The organism is Brenneria sp. L4-2C (assembly GCF_040240335.1).
Taxonomy (GTDB): domain Bacteria; phylum Pseudomonadota; class Gammaproteobacteria; order Enterobacterales; family Enterobacteriaceae; genus Brenneria.
Window position 1 is genome coordinate 105,566 of record NZ_JBEIAC010000010.1, and the last position, 19,380, is coordinate 124,945.

At 55.8% G+C, this 19,380-nt stretch carries 19 protein-coding genes; 11 read left to right on the forward strand and 8 right to left on the reverse strand.

The genetic code is table 11. The features are described from left to right. Positions 1-109 precede the first annotated feature (109 nt). From ABRZ26_RS15555 to ABRZ26_RS15575, 5 genes are all read left to right on the forward strand, one after another. The gene (locus ABRZ26_RS15555) at positions 110-853 is read left to right on the forward strand and encodes an ABC transporter ATP-binding protein (protein WP_319605054.1); all 744 of its coding nucleotides are present in this window, start codon (positions 110-112) and stop codon (positions 851-853) included. Continuing rightward, positions 843-1,718 carry an ABC transporter permease gene (locus ABRZ26_RS15560; protein WP_319605055.1) on the forward strand — a complete coding sequence of 292 codons (876 nt, stop codon included), beginning with the start codon at positions 843-845 and terminating at the stop codon, positions 1,716-1,718. The genes ABRZ26_RS15555 and ABRZ26_RS15560 overlap by 11 nt, the downstream gene beginning before the upstream one ends. Then, positions 1,718-2,821: an ABC transporter permease gene (locus tag ABRZ26_RS15565; RefSeq protein ID WP_319605056.1), complete on the forward strand. Its 1,104-nt coding sequence runs from the start codon at positions 1,718-1,720 to the stop codon at positions 2,819-2,821. Before ABRZ26_RS15560 ends, ABRZ26_RS15565 begins: the two co-directional genes overlap by 1 nt. Before the next feature lie 143 nt (positions 2,822-2,964). Then, positions 2,965-3,978: an ABC transporter substrate-binding protein gene (locus ABRZ26_RS15570; RefSeq protein WP_319605057.1), complete on the forward strand. Its 1,014-nt coding sequence runs from the start codon at positions 2,965-2,967 to the stop codon at positions 3,976-3,978. Positions 3,979-4,168: 190 nt separating this feature from the next. Continuing rightward, entirely contained in the window at positions 4,169-4,819 is a 651-nt protein-coding gene (locus ABRZ26_RS15575) for a TetR/AcrR family transcriptional regulator (RefSeq protein WP_319605058.1), read from the forward strand. Positions 4,820-4,835: 16 nt separating this feature from the next. Here the strand turns inward: ABRZ26_RS15575 and ABRZ26_RS15580 are convergent, their stop codons facing one another. Genes ABRZ26_RS15580 through ABRZ26_RS15605 form a run of 6 tightly spaced genes read right to left on the reverse strand, consistent with a single transcriptional unit; the run spans position 4,836 to position 8,293 of the window. After that, the gene (locus ABRZ26_RS15580) at positions 4,836-5,216 is read right to left on the reverse strand and encodes a YrhA family protein (RefSeq protein WP_319605059.1); all 381 of its coding nucleotides are present in this window, start codon (positions 5,214-5,216) and stop codon (positions 4,836-4,838) included. 1 nt (position 5,217) lies between these two features. Next, positions 5,218-5,691, reverse strand: a complete 474-nt coding sequence (locus tag ABRZ26_RS15585; RefSeq protein ID WP_319605060.1) for a YrhA family protein — start codon at positions 5,689-5,691, stop codon at positions 5,218-5,220. Beyond that, positions 5,678-6,166, reverse strand: coding sequence for a YrhA family protein (locus ABRZ26_RS15590; RefSeq protein ID WP_319605061.1), 489 nt, complete (start codon positions 6,164-6,166; stop codon positions 5,678-5,680). The genes ABRZ26_RS15585 and ABRZ26_RS15590 overlap by 14 nt, the downstream gene beginning before the upstream one ends. Before the next feature lies 1 nt (position 6,167). Further along, positions 6,168-6,638 (reverse strand): YrhA family protein, encoded by a 471-nt coding sequence (locus ABRZ26_RS15595; RefSeq protein WP_319605062.1) that lies wholly within the window; start codon positions 6,636-6,638, stop codon positions 6,168-6,170. Position 6,639: 1 nt separating this feature from the next. Beyond that, positions 6,640-7,110 (reverse strand): YrhA family protein, encoded by a 471-nt coding sequence (locus ABRZ26_RS15600; RefSeq protein WP_319605063.1) that lies wholly within the window; start codon positions 7,108-7,110, stop codon positions 6,640-6,642. Positions 7,111-7,159: 49 nt separating this feature from the next. Beyond that, positions 7,160-8,293, reverse strand: a complete 1,134-nt coding sequence (locus tag ABRZ26_RS15605) for a DUF8093 domain-containing protein (RefSeq protein ID WP_502880294.1) — start codon at positions 8,291-8,293, stop codon at positions 7,160-7,162. Between the two features lie 556 nt (positions 8,294-8,849). Between ABRZ26_RS15605 and ABRZ26_RS15610 the strand changes: the two genes are divergently transcribed. From ABRZ26_RS15610 to ABRZ26_RS15625, 4 genes are all read left to right on the forward strand, one after another. Then, positions 8,850-10,265: an NAD(P)-dependent oxidoreductase gene (locus tag ABRZ26_RS15610; RefSeq protein ID WP_319605065.1), complete on the forward strand. Its 1,416-nt coding sequence runs from the start codon at positions 8,850-8,852 to the stop codon at positions 10,263-10,265. Next, positions 10,258-11,571, forward strand: coding sequence for an NAD-dependent dihydropyrimidine dehydrogenase subunit PreA (preA, locus tag ABRZ26_RS15615; RefSeq protein WP_319605066.1), 1,314 nt, complete (start codon positions 10,258-10,260; stop codon positions 11,569-11,571). Before ABRZ26_RS15610 ends, preA begins: the two co-directional genes overlap by 8 nt. A gap of 479 nt (positions 11,572-12,050) precedes the next feature. Next, the gene (gene hydA / locus ABRZ26_RS15620; RefSeq protein ID WP_319605067.1) at positions 12,051-13,502 is read left to right on the forward strand and encodes a dihydropyrimidinase; all 1,452 of its coding nucleotides are present in this window, start codon (positions 12,051-12,053) and stop codon (positions 13,500-13,502) included. Between the two features lie 57 nt (positions 13,503-13,559). Further along, entirely contained in the window at positions 13,560-14,852 is a 1,293-nt protein-coding gene (locus ABRZ26_RS15625) for a Zn-dependent hydrolase (RefSeq protein WP_319605068.1), read from the forward strand. Between the two features lie 101 nt (positions 14,853-14,953). Here ABRZ26_RS15625 and ABRZ26_RS15630 read toward each other — a convergent pair whose 3' ends face one another. Next, positions 14,954-16,210, reverse strand: coding sequence for a valine--pyruvate transaminase (locus ABRZ26_RS15630; protein WP_319605069.1), 1,257 nt, complete (start codon positions 16,208-16,210; stop codon positions 14,954-14,956). A gap of 419 nt (positions 16,211-16,629) precedes the next feature. Here ABRZ26_RS15630 and ABRZ26_RS15635 point away from each other — a divergent pair, with 419 nt between their 5' ends. Then, entirely contained in the window at positions 16,630-17,838 is a 1,209-nt protein-coding gene (locus ABRZ26_RS15635) for an aldose 1-epimerase family protein (protein ID WP_319605070.1), read from the forward strand. A gap of 76 nt (positions 17,839-17,914) precedes the next feature. Then, positions 17,915-18,115: a hypothetical protein gene (locus ABRZ26_RS15640; protein ID WP_319605071.1), complete on the forward strand. Its 201-nt coding sequence runs from the start codon at positions 17,915-17,917 to the stop codon at positions 18,113-18,115. A 188-nt stretch (positions 18,116-18,303) separates the two neighbouring features. Here the strand turns inward: ABRZ26_RS15640 and ghrB are convergent, their stop codons facing one another. Continuing rightward, positions 18,304-19,266: a glyoxylate/hydroxypyruvate reductase GhrB gene (gene ghrB / locus ABRZ26_RS15645; protein ID WP_319605072.1), complete on the reverse strand. Its 963-nt coding sequence runs from the start codon at positions 19,264-19,266 to the stop codon at positions 18,304-18,306. Between the last annotated feature and the right edge of the window lie 114 nt (positions 19,267-19,380).

The following is a 19,380-nucleotide window of genomic DNA, read 5'->3' on the forward strand; positions in this document are numbered from 1 at the left end:
TAGGACAACCGGTATGAGCCAACCAATGTATGCAGATGAGCTACCACTCATAACGACGACATCGGCCCCGAGGACGGCTAGACCGGCAATCGTCGTTCATGATGCGAATGTGATTTATCCGGCGGCGGATAAGCCGGTACATGCGTTGAAAGATATTAATCTGACCATTCGTCAGGGCGAGTTCGTTTCCTTCATCGGGCCTTCCGGCTGCGGCAAAACCACATTGCTGCGGGTGATTGCCGACCTGGAGCCGATCACCTCCGGCGAGGTTCTGGTCAATGATATGACGCCTTCGGAAGCCCGGCAGGCGCGCGCCTACGGCTACGTGTTCCAGGCGCCCGTGTTGCTGCCGTGGCGTACCGTGCTGGCTAACGTCATGCTGCCGTTGCAAATTCAGGGCGCCATGCCGGTGCGCTGTGAAGAGATTGCGCGCGAACAGCTGGCGCGGGTCGGTCTGAGCGGGTTCGAGAAAAAATATCCCTGGCAGCTGTCCGGCGGTATGCAGCAGCGGGCGTCCATTGCGCGCGCCCTGGGATTCGAGCCCAAGATTCTGATGATGGACGAGCCCTTCGGCGCGCTGGATGAGCTGACCCGCGATAATCTGAACCAGCAGTTGCAGCAGCTCTGGTACAACGAGCAGCGCACGATGGTGTTCGTCACTCACTCCATTGCCGAAGCGGTCTATCTGTCCACCCGCATCGTTATTATGTCGCCCCGTCCCGGCCGTATCGTCAAAATCATCGACTCGCCCTTGCCCCACGAGCGGGATCTGTCTATGCGCGATACGCCGGAATTCATTCGTCTGGCTCAGGAAGTGCGTGAAGCGCTAATCGAGGGACACCATGAACATTGATGCGCTACGTTACCGGGCCTTCCCGGTGGCCGTGATTATCGCCGCGGCGCTGGTGTTCTGGTATCTGCTGGCGATTGCGTTGAACGCGCAGGGCGCGATTGAACGCAGCCTTGCCGCCGACTGGGGCTGGCGCGAACTGGTGCAGACCACGCTGAATATGACGCGTCCGGTATTGCCTACGCCGCATCAGATTCTGGCCGATATCTGGGCCAGCCTGACGAAATGGCCGCTGACCTCGCCGCGTAATCTGTTGCTGCACGCCTGGGTGACGGCCAGCGCCGCCCTGACCGGCTTTGTGATGGGCGTCGTGCTGGGGCTGGCGCTGGCCATTTGCATCGTGCATTCCCGCACGCTGGATAAAGCGCTGCTGCCGTGGATTGTGGCATCGCAAACGGTGCCGGTGCTGGCGATTGCGCCGATTGTGCTGATTATTCTGGGTAGTCTGGGGATCACCGGCCTGCTGCCGAAAGCCACGATCGCCATGTATCTCTGCTTTTTCCCGGTCACCATCGCCACCGTGCAGGGGCTGCGTTCGCCGCAGAAACTGGAAATGGAGCTGGTGTATACCTATGCCGCCAGCCGTATCGATACCTTCTGGATGGTTCGGCTGCCCTCCGCCTTGCCTTATCTGTTCCCGGCTTTCCGGGTGGCGATCGCCAGCGGTCTGGTCGGCACCATGGTGGCGGAACTGCCGACGGGCGCGCAGGCCGGTCTGGGCGCCCGCTTGTTAACCGGTTCTTATTACGGCAATACCATTCAGATTTGGTCTGCTTTGGTGATGGCTTCTTTACTGGGGTTGTTCCTGACCGCGTTGGTCAGCCTGACGGAATATGCCGTCATGTCGCGTCGTAAAGGAGGTCAGTGATGCGTAAATCCGTTACCGGCGGTTTGGGACTGGTCGTCGCGCTGATCGCGACATTCATGGGGCTGGGGCAATTGATCCCCGGCGGCGCGGCGCAAACCGGCCTCACGCAGATGGTGGTCATCGAACTGCTGTTGCTGTGCGCGGCGTTGCTGGCGCTGTATCCCTCTTCATCCTCGTGGTTGCCGGTTTTGATGAGCGCGCTGATTGTCGCGGCGGCCGCAATGCTGATTCAACCCGGCGCGCTGGCGCAGCCCAATGCCGTGTACTGGCTGGCGGTATCGGCGCTGGCGCTGCTGGCGTGCCACAGCGTGCAGCGTCTGGCGAACAGCAACAGCAAAAAGCTGCCGGCCGGCACGGTCGCCGCGCTGTTCGGCGCCTGGGTGATTTATTTCTGGCAACTGCTGGTCACGGTGTTCGCCGTGCCTCAGGTACTGCTGCCGACGCCGATCGATATTGTCCGCGCGTTGTATGACAACGCCGGGCTGCTGGCGGGCGATTTTGTGCAAACGGTACTGAAATCGGTGTTGGTCGGCTACCTGCTGGGCAGCGGCATGGGCATCGCGGTGGGCATTCTGATCGATCGGCTGCCATTCCTGCAACGCGGACTGTTGCCGCTGGCCAACCTGACCAGCACCATCCCGCTGGTGGGCGTGGCGCCGATTGCGGTGATGTGGTTCGGCTTTGACTGGCCTTCCAAAGCGGCGGTCATTGTGCTGGTGACGTTCTTTCCCGCGCTGGTCAGCACGCTGGCCGGGCTACAGGCCAACAGCAAACTGGAGCGGGAACTGATGTATTGTTACGCCGCCTCGCCGCGCGCCACCCTGAGAGTCCTGCGCTTACCGGCGGCGCTCCCTTTTATTTTCGGCGCGCTTAAGGTCAACGCCACGCTGGCGATGATCAGCGCGATTGTCGCCGAATATTTCGGCTCCCCCACGGCGGGGCTGGGTTTTCGTATCTCAACCGAGGCGGCCCGTATGCATATGCCCACCGTGTGGGCGGCGATTGTGGTCGCTTCCGTGGTGGGATCGCTGTTTTATGCGCTGCTGGTCTGGTTGGAAAGAAAAGTGAATTTCTGGCATCCCTCAGTGCGCGGAGAGTCGTAAGCGGTAAGTCATCATCGTTATCCGCAGACGTCGCCGCCAAAGGACTGTTTGAAAAAACCTTGTAGTTCAAAAGATAGTGTTATTCAGCAAGATGGTGTTGTTAAGCGCATGGGTGTATTTCACCTTAACCCGAGGATACGCATATGAGAGATCGTTCTGCCTTTCGCAAGTGCCTTATTGTGGCCGCCACGACGTTGGCATTGTCGCTGACCGCCGGCGCTTATGCCGCCGAGAAAATCACGCTTCAGCTTAAATGGTTACCGCAGGCGCAGTTTGCGGGCTACTATGTGGCGCAGGCCAAAGGCTATTACAAAGATGCCGGGCTGGATGTCACCATCAAGCCGGGGGGAACCGATATTTCTCCGGTACAGGTCATCGCCGGCAGGTCGGCGGACGTCATCGTCAACTGGATGCCCGATGCGCTGGCGGCGCGCGAGTCCGGAGTGCCGTTGGTGAATATCGCCCAGATATTCGATCGTTCCGGCATGATGCTGACCTGCCGGACATCGACAGGCATCAAGACGCCGGCGGACTTGAAAGGCAAAACGCTGGGCGTCTGGTTTGGCGGCAATGAATATCCTTTCTTCAACTGGATGCACAAGCTGGGTTATAAACCGGATAGCGACATCAAAGTGCTGAAGCAGGGCTTTAACGTCGATCCGCTATTGCAGAATCAGGCCGCCTGTATTTCCGCCATGAACTACAACGAATACTGGCAGTTGATTGACGCCGGGATGAAGCAGAGCGATCTGATTTCGTTCCCGTATGAAGATCAGGGCGTCTCCACCCTGGAAGATGGGCTGTATGTGCTGGAATCCAGCCTGAAAGATCCGGCTTTTGTGGCGAAAATGGCTAAATTCCTGCAAGCCAGTTATAAAGGCTGGAATGAGGCGGTAAATAATCCGGCCGAAGCGGCGGAAATCGTGGTGAACGAGGATACGTCCGGCTCGGCGCTGGTGGAGGTTCAGCAGCGGCAGATGGAAAACGTCGCCAAGCTGATTACCAACGCCAACACGCCGAAAATTGGCTATCTGGATCCTGCCGCCTATCGGCGTACCGTGGACGTCTTGCTGAGCGGCGGTAGCGCCTCGGTGATCAAGAAAGACCCCGGCGACGGCGCCATGACCCACGTGGTCTGGGAAGCGGCGGCGAAGTAACGGTCGTGCCGGCAGGACGGAAAGCAGGCCGCTCTTTTGAGAGAGAAAACGCAGAGCGGCGTCTGCTTAACGCCGTATCCGCAGGTCATTCCCGCCCATCCCCGCCGTCTATTGCGGGGATGGCGGCGGGCGACGGCGCGGTGAACGGCGGGGCAGGATTCCGTCGGCAACCTGACTAAGAAGGGAAAAGATGCTGACAAGCGCATTAACCGATGAATCGGCAAAAGGCCGTATCCGGCTTGATAATGAAGCCATGATCCTGCTGGCCGCAGAGCATGTGTTTGCCCGTTTTGGTTTTAAAGGCGCCACCATGGCGCAGATAGCCGACGAGGCGAATCTGCCGAAACCGAATCTTCACTACTATTTCGGCAACAAGCAGAATCTGTATTTACGGGTACTGGACGGCATCTTGTACGACTGGTTGTCGCCGTTGGAACATTTCCGGCCGCAGGCCGACCCGCGTACCGTTATCGAACGGTATGTGCGGCAAAAAATGGTACTCACCTTTGAACGTCCCTACGCTTCCAAGCTGTTTGCCAATGAACTGCTGCAAGGCGCGCCGATGGTGCATGAAATATTGCAAACGCAGTTACACGACCTGGTCGCCAGCAAGGCGGCGGTGGTGGACGGCTGGATCGAACAGGGGCTGCTATTGCCGCTGGACAGCAAACACTTCTTTTTCTCTATCTGGGCGATGACGCAAACCTACGCGGATTTTGATATCCAGATTGCCGCCGTGCTCGGTGAAGACGCCTATGCGCCGGGAATACGTCAGCGTGCGATCGATCATGTGCTGACCTGTGTGTTCAGAATGTGTGGGTTGGATACCGCTGAATTGTAGTACATCGGCAGTTGGTTTAAGCGTGCTCAAATCTTTGGCTGACGGTATCATAGACAAAGGTATCGGTGCCGTCTTCGCCAATCACGATCAGCCCGTCCATACGCTCATCGTAGAGGTCGGGGACTAATGTCAGCCAGTCATTGTTATCTTTTAATCGGTTGTATTCTGAAGACTCTTCATCGCTCTCTATGCCAAAAATACGCGTGCCGTCAATTGCAAAACCATCCGTTAACCGGACAAAGGCGCCGTATTCCCGCCAGAAATGGGGCTGGTCAATGGCAATCTTGCGGCCGAAATCATAATAAGGCAGCAGCCCCAGATAGCCGGGGTTTTTTTGATAGTCCAATTGATCGGCCAGCCTATTTATCATGATCACTACCGCTTCAATTTCGGTCATATTATTGCTCTGCATCCATAAGCCGTTTCACCAGTTCCGCCAACAGTTCTGCCAGCGTGCCGTAGCTCGAATAGGCGTCTTCTATCCTAATGCGATCCCGCGCTTCAAATCTTTGGCTGGCGGTATCATAGACAAAGGTATCGGTGCCGTTTTCGCCAATCACGATCAGCCCGTCCATACGCTCATCGTAGAGTTCGGGGATTAATGTCAGCCAGTCATTGTTATCTTTTAACCGGTTGTATTCTGAAGACTCTTCATCGCTCTCTATGCCACAAATACGCGTGCCGTCAATTTCAAAACCATCCGCTAACCGGACAAAGGCGCCGTATTCCCGCCAGAAATGGGGCTGGTCAATGGCAATCTTGCGGCCGAAATCATAATAAGGCAGCGGATCCTGATAGCCGGGGGTTTTCGGATAGCCCAGTTGGTCGGCCAGACTGTGCAACATGATTACGACAGCTTCAATTTCTGTCATATTCTTGGTTTACATCCATAAGCTGTTTTACCAGTTCCGCCAACAGCTCGGCCAGCGTGCCGTAGCTAGAATACGCTGTGTCTATAGCTATGCGATCCCGTGCTTCAAATCTTTGGCTGGCGGTATCATAGACAAAGGTATCGGTGCCGTCTGCGCCAATCACGATCAGCCCGTCCATGCTGTCGTTGTAGAGTTCGGGGATTAATGTCAGCCAGTCATTGTTATCTTTTAACCGGTTGTATTCTGAAGACTCTTCATCGCTCTCTATGCCACAAATACGCGTGCCGTCAATTTCAAAGCCATCCGTTAACCGGACAAAGGCGCCGTATTCCTGCCAGAAATGGGGCTGGTCAATGGCAATCTTGCGGCCGAAATCATAATAAGGCAGCGGACCCTGATAGCCGGGGGTTTTCGGATAGCCTAGTTGATCGGCCAGCCTATTTATCATGATCACTACCGCTTCAATTTCGGTCATATTATTGCTCTGCATCCATAAGCCGTTTCACCAGTTCCGCCAACAGCTCGGCCAGCGTGTTATAGCTCGAATAGGCGTCCTCTATAGCTATGCGATCCCGTGCTTCAAATCTTTGGCTGGCGGTATCATAGACAAAGGTATCTGTGCCGTTTTCGCCAATCACGATCAGCCCGTCCATGCTGTCGTTGTAGAGTTCGGGGATTAATGTCAGCCAGTCATTACACTCTTTTAGCCGGTTGTATTCTAAAACCCCATGGTTTTCGATGCCATGAACGCGCGTGCCGTCAATTGCAAAACCATCAGTCAACCGGACAAAGGCGCCGTATTCCCGCCAGAAATGGGGTTGGTCAATGGCAATCTTGCGGCCGAAGTCATAATAAGGCAACGGACCCTGATAGCCGGGGTTTTTTTGATAGTCCAGTTGATCGGCCAGCCTATTTATCATGATCACAACCGCTTCAATTTCGGTCATATTATTGGTTTACATCCATAAGCTGTTTTACCAGTTCCGCCAACAGCTCGGCCAGCGTGCCGTAGCTAGAATACGCTGTGTCTATAGCTATGCGATCCCGTGCTTCAAATCTTTGGCTGGCGGTATCATAGACAAAGGTATCGGTGCCGTCTGCGCCAATCACGATCAGCCCGTCCATGCTGTCGTTGTAGAGTTCGGGGACTAATGTCAGCCAGTCATTGTTTTCTTTTAACCGGTTGTATTCTAAAACCCCATGGTTTTCGATGCCATGAATACGCGTGCCGTCAATTTCAAAACCATCCGTTAACCGGACAAAGGCGCCGTATTCCCGCCAGAAATGGGGCTGGTCAATGGCAATCTTGCGGCCGAAATCATAATAAGGCAGCGGCCCCTGATAGGCAGGGTTTTTTTGATAGTCCAGTTGGTCGGCCAGTCTATTTATCATGATTACTACCGCTTCAATGTCTGTCATTATTTTATTCCTTTTATATTTTTGTCATAATAAATATTGTTTTTATTAATTAAGGATAAACTTTACCCTGCGGAATCGCCCATAAGACTTCTTTTGATTCCCCATAATTAATTTCCTTTCGGATTTTTTGTTGAGCAGTCGTAAACATAGCATGCTCAGGGTTATTTCTGATTAACACTAAATTATTAAAATCATTGCTGCCGCTATCATCCAAAGGCAGCTTATGGTGTACGGACCAATTGTCTGGCACTCTACCCGTTCTTATTCTTGCTAAATCGTCGGGAGTAAAACCGCGTTTTAAAACTTCGGGATGGTTCGCCAGTGATTTAATAAAATTTTTTCTTACTTTATTTTTGAACTCTTGCCGTAGAGATTGTTGTTCCGCTAGCATTCGTCGCCTGTAGGTCATTTTAACTACGTCGACATTCTTTAATAAATTCGGCTGTTTTTTATAGCTACCCAGATAATTTTTTAATTTTTCCAGTTCCGCCGCCGACTCCATTCTTTTGAATCCGACCAATGCGGATAGCGCGATCAGCGATCCTACCGTCTGTGGATTATAAACCTGTTCAAAGCCATCGGACGCTTCCCCGCCGAGTTGGCGGGCCGTTTGCGCAAAGCCGTCAACATTTTGATTAATCACGCCGCCGGCGGCCAGTAAACGACCGACGTTTTTACTGTTCAACGTGGACAGCCCGGTCGACGAGCCTTCTATTCCTCTCTGAATATCACGCTGTGTCGGCCTGGGGCGGCCGGCATGATGAAAACAAGAGCCGACGGCGGATTCGTAATAATCGATAATCTGTTTCGCGCCGTTGAAGCTAAAAGCAGTAGGGTCGTTACATTTTAACGCGCCCGTTTCATCAATATAGAAAGGATGCAACGTACTTTCCCAGTAGCCTTTTTCATCATTGATGAACACCGCTTCGCCGCGATGGAGCATATCGAATAACCGACCGGCGGACGGCGAATGTCCCGCCGGGGTGGAAAAACTGTTGAGCAAGCGGCGGGTCATATCGATTTGCCGATAAAACAAGCCGGCGTTTGCCGTGCGGTAGCGGTCGAATTCATATTCCGCACTGAGATAAGCCCAGGCGGAAGCGGGATACACAATATATTGAAAGCGCTCTGGTAAGGGCAGGTTATCGTACAGATGATGAAGTCTGGCGTCGGGAAAATACATACCGGTTCCTTGTGGTAGGTTGCTCTCGGTCCTTTAATAAAGAGGATTATAGAGAAACCAGGCTCCTATTCAATTCTTTTAAATACAATGATTTATTTTTGATTTATTTCCCTGCTTACTTTTCACATTGCGATCTATTCCAAAAGACGGCGGCCTCTTCGCAAGGTGTGAGACTGGAGAACCTTTATCCATTCAGCCTTCTTCCCCGGCAGCACAAAAATAGCGCAACAAATTAAGGATATCGGCTGCCTTGCACCTGAATTGGTCAAAGTTTGTTCTTATGGCTCAAGATAAATATTTTTAACTTGTTGTTTTATTTGTTTTTTATTTTCCGTGCGGAAATGGCACATAAATCGCATGGTTAGTTTGGAAAACTTAACCATTTGGTCAAGATTCTTTGGAAGGTGTGGCGCCACCGGACTTTCTCTTCATTCGACGTTAGCGGGAGAACCACTATGAGCCATCGAAAGCAAGGCGATACGAGCAAACGGTTGAGCGGTTTACCGATGCTTTGCCCTCGTGACCCTGATGTTAACCAACCAGAGGAGGGAGCCGAATGACAACATCATTCCCGCCCGGCATTGATACGCCGGGTATTCAGTCCGGACGACTCAGCGATGCGCAGTACGCGGACAATTTCAGCGACAGCGTCGCCCCGCTTGGCAAAATTCAGGCGGTGATTGAGGCGGAACGCTGCTACTACTGCTACGACGCGCCCTGTACCCGCGCATGCCCGGCGGATATTGATGTGCCGAGCTTTATTCATCGTATCGCGCAGGAAAACGTGCGCGGCGCGGCCGAAGCCATTCTGAGCGAAAACGTGCTGGGCGGTATGTGCGCCAGAGTGTGTCCGACCGAAACCTTGTGCGAACAGGCCTGCGTGCGTAATCAGCAGGACGGCAAGCCGGTGCGGATCGGCCTGCTTCAGCGCTACGCCACCGATAGCTATCTCTCCAATCCGGGACAGCCGCTGTTCACCCGCGCGACATCAACCGGCAAAAAAGTGGCGGTGGTGGGCGCCGGCCCGGCCGGATTAACGGCCGCGCATCGTCTGGCGCAATGCGGACACCATGTGGTGGTGTTCGACGCCAGAGAAAAACCGGGCGGTCTGAATGAGTATGGTCTGGCGGCTTACAAAACGACCGACGATTTCGCTCAGCGGGAAATCGCCTGGCTGTTGTCCATCGGCGGCATCGAACTGCGCCTTAACCAACGGCTGGGGCAGGACATCACGCTGGATAAGCTGCGCGCGGATTACGACGCCGTTTTTCTCGGCATGGGATTAGGCGGCGTCAATGCGCTGGGCATCGCCGAAACGCCGCTGGAAGGCGTTCGCGAGGCGGTTGATTTTATTGCTGAATTACGTCAGGCCCCGCGCCCCGGCGCGGTGGCGGTCGGTCGCAGCGTGGTGGTGATTGGCGGCGGTATGACGGCGGTCGACGCCGCGGTGCAGGCCAAAAAACTGGGCGCGCGTGAAGTCACCATGGTGTATCGCCGCGGCGAAGCGGACATGAAAGCTTCCGCGCATGAGCAGGAGTGGGCGAAAACCAATGACGTCACCCTCCGTTACTGGTCGGCGCCTCTGGCTATTCATGGCGAAGATAATCGCGTCACCGGCGTGTCGTTTAGCGTGATGCAATCGCAGGATGGGGCGCTTGTCGCGACCGGCGAAACTTTCACCTTACCGGCCGACATGGTGCTAAAGGCCATTGGCCAGACCTATGACGCCAGCGCGACGCAGAGCGCCATCGTTTTGAAGAACGGCCGCATCGCCGCCGATGAAGAGGGCCGCACCTCGCTGCCCGGCGTCTGGGCCGGGGGCGACTGCTGCGCCGACGGTCTGGATTTAACCGTGGACGCGGTGCGGCAGGGCAAAGCGGCGGCGGCGTCGATAGACGCGATACTGCGTCCTTTCGCCAACCCGTCCGTCAACCATAAACCTTCAATCCGCGGGGAGTACTCACATGGCTGATATCAGCAGCGACTTTTTAGGTATCAAAAGCCCGAATCCTTTCTGGCTGGCTTCCGCTCCGCCCACTGATAAGGAATACAACGTCGTGCGGGCGTTCGAAGCGGGTTGGGGCGGCGTCGTGTGGAAAACGCTGGGTCAGGATCCGCATGTGGTGAACGTCAACGGGCCGCGCTACGGCACGCTGCGCACCACCGACCGCCGCATTATCGGTTTGAACAATATCGAGCTGATCACCGACCGATCGCTGGAAACCAATCTGGAAGAGATTGCCCGCGTGAAGCGCAACTGGCCCGACCGGGCGATGATCGTCTCGATTATGGTGCCTTGCGAAGAGGACGCCTGGAAAAGCATTCTGCCGCTGGTGGAACAGACGGGCGCGGACGGCATCGAACTGAACTTCGGTTGTCCGCACGGCATGAGCGAACGCGGCATGGGCGCGGCGGTGGGGCAGGTGCCGGAATATATCGAAATGGTCACCCGCTGGTGCAAGCAGTATTGCAGCCTGCCGGTGATCGTCAAACTGACGCCGAACATCACGGATATTCGCTATCCGGCGCGCGCGGCGCGGCAAGGCGGCGCTGACGCCGTATCCTTGATTAACACCATCAACTCGGTGATAGGCGTGGATCTGGACCAGATGGTTATGACCCCCAACACCGGCGGCAAAGGTTCGCACGGCGGTTACTGCGGTCCGGCGGTGAAGCCGATCGCCCTGAATATGGTGGCGGAAATCGCGCGCGACGAACAAACGCGCGGATTGCCGATGTCCGGCATTGGCGGCGTCTCCACCTGGCGCGACGCCGCCGAGTTTATCTCGCTGGGCTGCGGCACGGTACAGGTCTGCACCGCGGTGATGGTGCAGGGTTTTCAGATTGTGCGCGACATGATAAGCGGCCTGTCCAACTTTATGGACGAGCGGGGCTACCGCACGCTGGAAGATTTCCGCGGACGCGCCGTCGGCTCAGTCAGCGACTGGCGCTACCTGAACCTGAATCACATCGACAAGGCGGTCATCGATCAGGAGAAGTGCATCAAATGCGGACGCTGTCATCTGGCCTGTGAAGATACCTCGCATCAGGCGATCACCAACATGAAAAACGGCGAACGCCATTATGAAGTGAAGGAAGAGGAGTGCGTGGGCTGCAACCTGTGCGTCTCCATTTGTCCGGTCGAGGACTGTATTTCCATGCGCAGCCTGCAACCGGGCGAGGTGGATTTACGTACCGGCAAGACGGTGAGCGGCGAGTACGCCAACTGGACGACGCATCCGAATAACCCGATGGCGACGACGGCCGGCACGGTGTGAGTAAGCCTGCTCCATCTTGGCTTACCCCACCCCGACCCTCCCCTTCGCCAGTCTCTTATACACAAATGCAGGAGCGCTGACGGAGGTGGCTGTTACGCGGCGTAAAAAATTATGCTGAGGAGATAGCAGGCTTAGGATGAGCCGCATGGATGCGGCGAAAGCTTGCGCCACGTCGGGAACGTGTCGCAAGCGGTCCGTTAAGCCTGATACCGACGAAGGCACCGCGCAGCGGCATAATTTAGCCGCAAGCCCGGGTTCATAGGGGGCTGGCGCTTGAGCCCCCTATGTCGGGCGCGTGCTACGACGTAGCATGGAAATGGCGGCATTGTGGCGCACGAAACTGCCTCTGAGTCCGCATAAAAATGTGACTAAGAGACAGGGCAAGGGGGAGGCAGGGAGGGTGGCGGCAGGCGAAGGGGCATTAACGGCAAAGCGCCTGACTTTAAGCGGTCAGAACCAGCAACAGCGAGGGGTAAATAATGAGTCATAACCTGTTAATCAAAGGCGGTACGGTCGTCAATGCCGATCGGGAATTTCGGGCCGATGTGCTCTGTGCGGACGGCGTGATCGTGGCTGTCGGCGAGGACGCCGCCCGCGACGCGCCGGCAGGGACTGAGACGATCGACGCCGGCGGCATGTATGTGATGCCGGGCGGCATCGATCCGCATACCCATATGAATTTCCCTTTTATGGGGACGGTCACGGTAGACGATTTCTACAGCGGCACCGCGGCGGGGCTGGCGGGCGGCACCACCACCATTATCGACTTTGTGATCCCCAACCCGCGGCAACCTCTGATGGACGCCTACCGTCAATGGCGCGGCTGGGCGGAAAAAGCGGCGTCCGACTATAGCTTCCATGTCGCCATCACCTGGTGGGATGAGAGCGTCCACCGCGATATGGGTACGCTGGTGAACGAAGAGGGCGTCAACAGCTTCAAGCACTTTATGGCCTATAAGAATGCCATCATGTGCGACGACGAAACGCTGATGAACAGCTTTCGCCGCTCGCTGGAGCTGGGGGCGATGCCGACCGTCCACGCCGAAAACGGCGAAATGGTGTTTCTGTTACAGCAGGAGATCATGAAGCGCGGCATCACCGGGCCGGAGGGACATCCGCTGTCGCGTCCGCCGGAAGTGGAGGGGGAAGCGGCCAGTCGCGCCATCTCCATCGCCAACGTGCTGGGCGTGCCGATTTATGTGGTGCATGTCTCCTGCCAGGAGTCGGCCGAAGCGATAGCCCGCGCCCGGGCGCGCGGCCAGCGGGTTTACGGCGAAGTGCTGGCCGGTCATCTGGTGATTGACGACAGCGTGTACCGCGATGCGGATTTCGTCAAAGCCGCCGCTCACGTCATGAGTCCGCCGTTCCGGCCTAAAGCGCATCAGGAATCGCTCTGGCGCGGATTGCAATCCGGTCAGTTGCACACCACCGCCACCGATCACTGCACCTTCTGCGCCAGCCAGAAAGCCGCCAGCAAGGGCGATTTCACCAAAATCCCTAACGGCTGCGGCGGCGTGGAAGAGCGTCTGGCGGTTATCTGGGATGCCGGGGTGAATACCGGACGCCTCACCCCCAGCGAATTCGTGGCGATCACCTCCGCCAATACCGCCCGTCTGTTCAATATCTACCCGCGTAAAGGCCGGGTTGCGGTCGGGGCCGACGCCGACCTGGTGGTCTGGGATCCCAATGGCAGTAAAACCCTGTCGGCCAAAACGCATCATTCAAGAAACGATTTCAACGTCTTTGAAGGGCGCACGGTACGGGGTATTCCGCGATATACCGTCAGTCAGGGGACGCTGGTCTGGGCCGATGGCGATCTGCGCGCGCGGGAAGGCGCGGGTCGTTACATCAAGCGCCCTGCCTTTAACGCGGATTTTAGCGCCTGCGCCCTGCGGGAACGTCTGTCGGCGCCCACGGCCGTCTCGCGTTGAGTTGAACATCGTTGCGAGTAAGAAGGTAACTTCACTCTACCCATGAGGAAATCGATTATGAATAGCGAAGTGTTATCCGCAGTGAAAAAGAAAACCGATATTGCCGATCTGCGTATCGACGGCGATCGCCTGTGGCAGTCGCTGATGGATCTGGCGGAGATCGGCGCCACGCCGAAAGGCGGCGTATGTCGGCTCACGCTGACCGATCTGGATCGCCAGGGGCGCGATCTGGTGGTCGGCTGGGGAAAAGCCGCCGGGCTGTCGGTCGAGATCGACAAAATCGGCAACGTTTTTATGCGCCGTCCGGGCCGCAATAACGACCTGCCGCCGATCGTCGCGGGTAGCCACATTGACACCCAGCCGACCGGCGGCAAGTTTGACGGCAATTTCGGCGTACTGTCCGCGCTGGAAGTGATCCGCACGCTGAACGACCATAAAATCGAAACCGAAGCGCCGGTGGAAATGGTGTTCTGGACCAATGAGGAAGGTTCGCGCTTTGTACCGGTGATGATGGGTTCCGGCGTGTTTGCCGGTATTTTCCCGCTGGAATACGCCTACGCCGCAGAGGATGTGGACGGGAAAAATGTGCAGGATGAGCTGGAGAAAATCGGTTACGCCGGCCCGAAAACGCCGGGCGATCATCCGATTGGCGCCTACTTTGAAGCGCACATCGAGCAGGGGCCGATACTGGAAGACAAAAACATTGAAATCGGCGTGGTGCAGGCGGTGTTGGGCATTCGCTGGTATGACTGCGTCGTCACCGGGATGGAGTCTCACGCCGGGCCGACGCCGATGGAACTGCGTAAAGACGCGTTGCAGGTTTCCACCCGCATCATGCAGGAAGTGATTGCGATAGCCGATCGCTTTGCGCCGCACGGTCGCGGCACGGTCGGTATGGTTCAGGTCTATCCCAACAGCCGTAACGTGGTGCCGGGCAGCGTGAAGTTCTCCATCGATTTCCGTAATCTCACCGATGAGCTGGTGGATGAGATGGATGCGGCGCTGAAGACCTACCTCGCCGAACTGGAAGCGGAAACCGGGCTGGGTATTCAACTGACGCAGGTCTCCCAGTATCGCGCCGCGCCGTTCCATCCTGACTGTAAGGATGCGGTACGCCGGGCGGCCAATACGCTGGGTTACTCCAATATGGATATCGTTTCCGGCGCCGGCCACGACGCCGTATATATGGCGGAACTGGCGCCGACCGGGATGATCTTTATTCCGTGTAAAGACGGCATCAGCCATAACGAAATCGAGTATTCATCACCCGAGCAGGTGACGGCAGGCGCGAATGTCTTGCTGCACGCGGTGATGGAAACCGCCGGCGTCGCGGGGCGGGGGGCGGCCTGATTTCCGTCATGCCCGCGGCGGCAGGCGGGCATCTGCTGGCGCTGGCGGCTCGACGTCGTTGAGGATGCCCGCCTGCGCGGGCAAAACGGTGCTGAGGAGCGTTAGCGCCTGCCTTCCTGCATGGCTTTTTCAACCTCTTGCGCCAGAATGGCGACGCCGCGCTCAAGGCTTTCCGGGTCCGGCGCGTAGTTTATGCGCAGGCACTGATGCGCGTGCGGCCACCCTTGTTCCAGGCCGGGGAAGAAGTAGTGACCCGGCACCATCAGCACGCCGCGTTTTTTCAGCCGCTGATAAAGCACTTCGGTGGTGATGGGTAAATTCTTAAACCATAACCACAGGAAAATCGCCCCCTCCGGCTTATGAATCAGACACTGTTCCTGCGGCAGATAGCGGCGGATCAGCGCGATGGTTTCCGTCACGCGCTGTTGGTAGAACGGGCGAACCACTTCATTGGACAGCCGCAGCAGATCGCCGCGTTGGATCATCTCATGCGCGATAGCCGGCCCCACCGCGCCCGGCGACAGGCTGATGATGCCGTTCATATTGCCAATCGCGGCAATCACTTTTTCGTCGCCAATGACGATGCCGCAGCGTGATCCGGGCAGACCCAGCTTGGACAGACTCATGCACAGAATAATGTTTGGGTTCCACAGCGGCGTCGCTTCACTGAAGATAATGCCGGGGAAAGGCACGCCGTACGCATTATCAATCAGCAGCGGCACGTCGTGCTGCTGCGCCAGAATATCCAGCCGCATCAGCTCGTCGTCAGTCAGTACGTTGCCGGTCGGGTTGGTCGGCCGGGATACGCAAATCAGCCCGATATCCTCGGTGATCGACAAATGATCAAAATCGACGTGGTATTTGAATTGTCCTTCGGGCAGCAGCTCGATCTGCGGGCGGGTGGAGACGAACATGTTTTCATCCAGCCCGGAATCCGCATAGCCGATATATTCCGGCGCCAGCGGGAACAGCACCTTGCGCTGGCTGCCATCGGCGTGGCGTCCGGCAAACAGGTTGAATAAGTAGAAAAACGCGCTTTGACTGCCATTTGTCAGTGCAATATTCTGCGGCCCGATTTGCCAGCCAAATTCGTCGCGCAGCAGGTCGGCGAGCGAGTTAAGCAACGCATTTTTTCCCAGCGGGCCATCGTAATTGCATAACGCGTCAGTTAATTTTCCCTGTTCCAGCATTTCCTGACAGAGTTGTTGAAAATAGCTATCCATCGTTGGAATATGCGCCGGATTCCCGCCCCCCAACATGATTGCTTCCGGTGAGCGGAGCCCCTCGTTCATGTCATCCATTAGCTGCGTGATGCCCGCATGACGGGTGAATTTGTTGCCGAAAAGAGAGAAGTTCATAGTTTGTCGATTACTGCTCATACGTGAATAGACGGCCACCATAGCGCTTGCGCAACCACGGTGCAATGCGGCGAAAAATCAATCTTGTCAGATATTGTCCTGCATTAATAGGAAATGGCGGAACAACATGCTGATGCGCAGTATACCCTATCCGGCATGATTGATGAGCGTCGTTATCTTCCGCAAATCGGTATTGATTGAATATTGCGGCTGAATCGATATCAGCTTTAACCGCTTTGTGCGTCATTTTTGTGCAAAAAACATTAATGTTTCTAACGATAATGTGATCTCTATGGGAAATATTAACTGGCAAAAGTCTATTTATTGAACTGGTGATTAGTATCACGTTTCGATGCGTTGCTGATTTGTAGTCTTGGTCGGGTATTAGCTAAATCAATTCAGCAAAGAGGAATAACGAAATGAAAAAATTACTGGCACTGGGCATTTCATTAGCCCTCGCTTCATGGCAGTTATCGGCTCAGACCTTTGTGCTGACGGATGCTGAAAGCAGCGTGGAGAAGGGAAACTGGCAGATCGGCAGCGATGCGCTGAAGATTAAGGATCAGCACTTCAGCATTGAACAGAGCGTGCTGCACGGCGGGCGTCAGGAAGGCAGCAAAATCATTACCATCACCAGTCAAAACGGCTTGAAAATCGTTCTCAGTCCGAGCCGCGGCATGGATTTGCTGCACGTCACCGGAAAAGACATCCGTTTGGGGTGGCATTCTCCGGTCGATGAGGTCGTGAATCCGAATACCATCAATCTGGAAAGCCGCGGCGGCGTGGGCTGGCTGGAAGGTTTCAATGAAATGATGGTGCGCTGCGGCTATGAATGGACCGGCCATCCGGTGGTCGATAACGGCATGATCTATACCCTGCACGGCCGCGCCGGCAATACGCCCGCCTCGAAAGTGGTGGTCGACGTCAGCGAAACAGCGCCCTATCAGATTACCGTGCGCGGTCTGCTGAAAGAGAACAGCTTTAAAAAATCGAATCTGGAAACCTGGACGGAATTGCGCTATGTCCCCGGCAGCGAATCGTTCACCGTTCATGACGTGCTGACCAACAAATCCGACTATGTGCGTGATTACCAAATTATTTATCACAGCAACTTCAGCACGCCGATCCTGGAACAGGGCGCTCGCTTTGTGGCCCCGGTGAAAGAAATTTCGCCGTTTAACGACTACGCCAAAGCGGGCCTGAAAGAGTGGCAGACTTATCTGGGGCCGACCAAAGACTTTGATGAAATGGTCTTTAACCTGACGCCGTATGCGGATAAACAGGGGAAAACGCTGGCGGCGCTGTTCAATCGCGCCGGCGATAAAGGGGTATCGATTGATTTTGATACTCACCAACTGCCGGTGCTGACGCTGTGGAAAAACACCGATACGGTAAAACAGGGCTACGTTACCGGCATTGAACCGGGCACCAGCTACGCCTATCCGGTGACCATTGAGCGTGAACAAGGGCGGGTAAAACAGTTGCAGCCGGGACAGAGCACGGCATTTGAACTGACTTACAGCCTGCTGAGCAGCGCCGACGCGGTACAAAAAACGGAACAGCGGGTAAAAGCCATTCAGGGAGACAATAAAACCACGGTGACGGAAACCCCTATCGCCGTTGAATAACCGTTAGAACGCCTGCGGTGACGTGATACCGCTTTGCCTGTCGCCGGGTGAAGCGGTATCTTTATTTCAGGAGCGCATGATTTCCGCGCGGCATGACGAAAATGGAATATTTTATTATAAAGAGGCGGAGCATTTTGCCGATGCGTCCGGAAAAAGAAAGCGCTCGCATCGGCGCCGTGGTATTAACATTGAGTATCGGCACGGCGGAATTCAATTATTTTTCGCACCATTTTTCAATCAGCGGATAAATATCGTTCCGCCCGATCAATTCCCATAATATTAGCAATCCGTAAATAGCAATGCCTCGCGGCTATTCCAACTATCAAATGAAATATAATCTCCTGGCGTAAAAATACGGATTACTTTTGAGAAGACGCCGAAAAGACGTTGATCACGATGGCGCGCAGCCGGTGAAAGCAGAGGCAGACAAGGCCGCCGTCGCCGCCTTGTCTGCCTCTGCTGAATTTATTTCAGCACCTGCGGGTTAACGCAGTTGACTTTTACCTGTCCGTTCAGCGCGGCGATCAGGTTATCGACGGCGCAGGCCGCCATGGCGTAGCGGGTTTCATGCGTAGCCGAGCCGATGTGGGGCAGGGCCACCACGTTAGGCAAACTCAGCAGCGGGGAATCGACGGGCAACGGCTCCTGAACAAAGACATCCAGTCCGGCGGCGTGGATTGTCCCGTTGCTCAGCGCCTCGATCAGCGCGCTCTCGTCGACGACGGCGCCGCGGCCGATGTTAATCAGGATTGCGCTGGGTTTCATTTTCGCCAACTGTTCACGGCCGATCAAATTCTGCGTTTCGGCCGTCAGCGGCAGAGTGATGCACAGGAAATCGGCCTCGGCCAACAGGCTATCCAGATCGCAATAGCGGGCGTCAAAGCGGGTTTCCGCTTCGGAATGACGGCTGCGCGCGTTATACAGCACGGGCATGCTGAAGCCTAAATGCGCGCGCTGCGCGACGGCAAGGCCAATGCGTCCCATGCCGAGAATCCCGATGGTTTTATGATGGACATCCGTGCCGAACCAGCTTCTGTCGACCCCTGCTTTCCATTCGCCGGCCTTCACTTTTTCCGCGACTTCCACCACCCGGCGCGCGCTGCTCAGCATCAGCGCCAGCACCGTATCCGCCACGGTTTCGGTTAATACCGTGGGGGTATGCATCAGAACAACGCCGTGCTCGTTCAGCGCATCAACATCGAAATTATCGTAGCCCACCGAGATGGTGGAGGCCGCGCGCAGGCGTGGACAGCGTTGCAAAAAGGCGTTATCCACTTTACCGCCGGCGCCGATGATACCTTCAGCCTGAGCCAGCGCCGGATGGTTCCCTGCGGGTAGGTCGTCCAACACGGTGACGGTGAAATGTTGATCTAAACGCGCGCGTAAATCGTCAGGAATCTTTCTATACAGAATAATGCTAGGTTTCATCGCAAACTCCGGCAATTTAGGGAGATTAAAGCCTTCATGGCTGATGGCATCAGCGTGTGGCCGCCAGCCACACGCATATAGTATGCATGATGAAGAGTATGCGCGATGAAATAA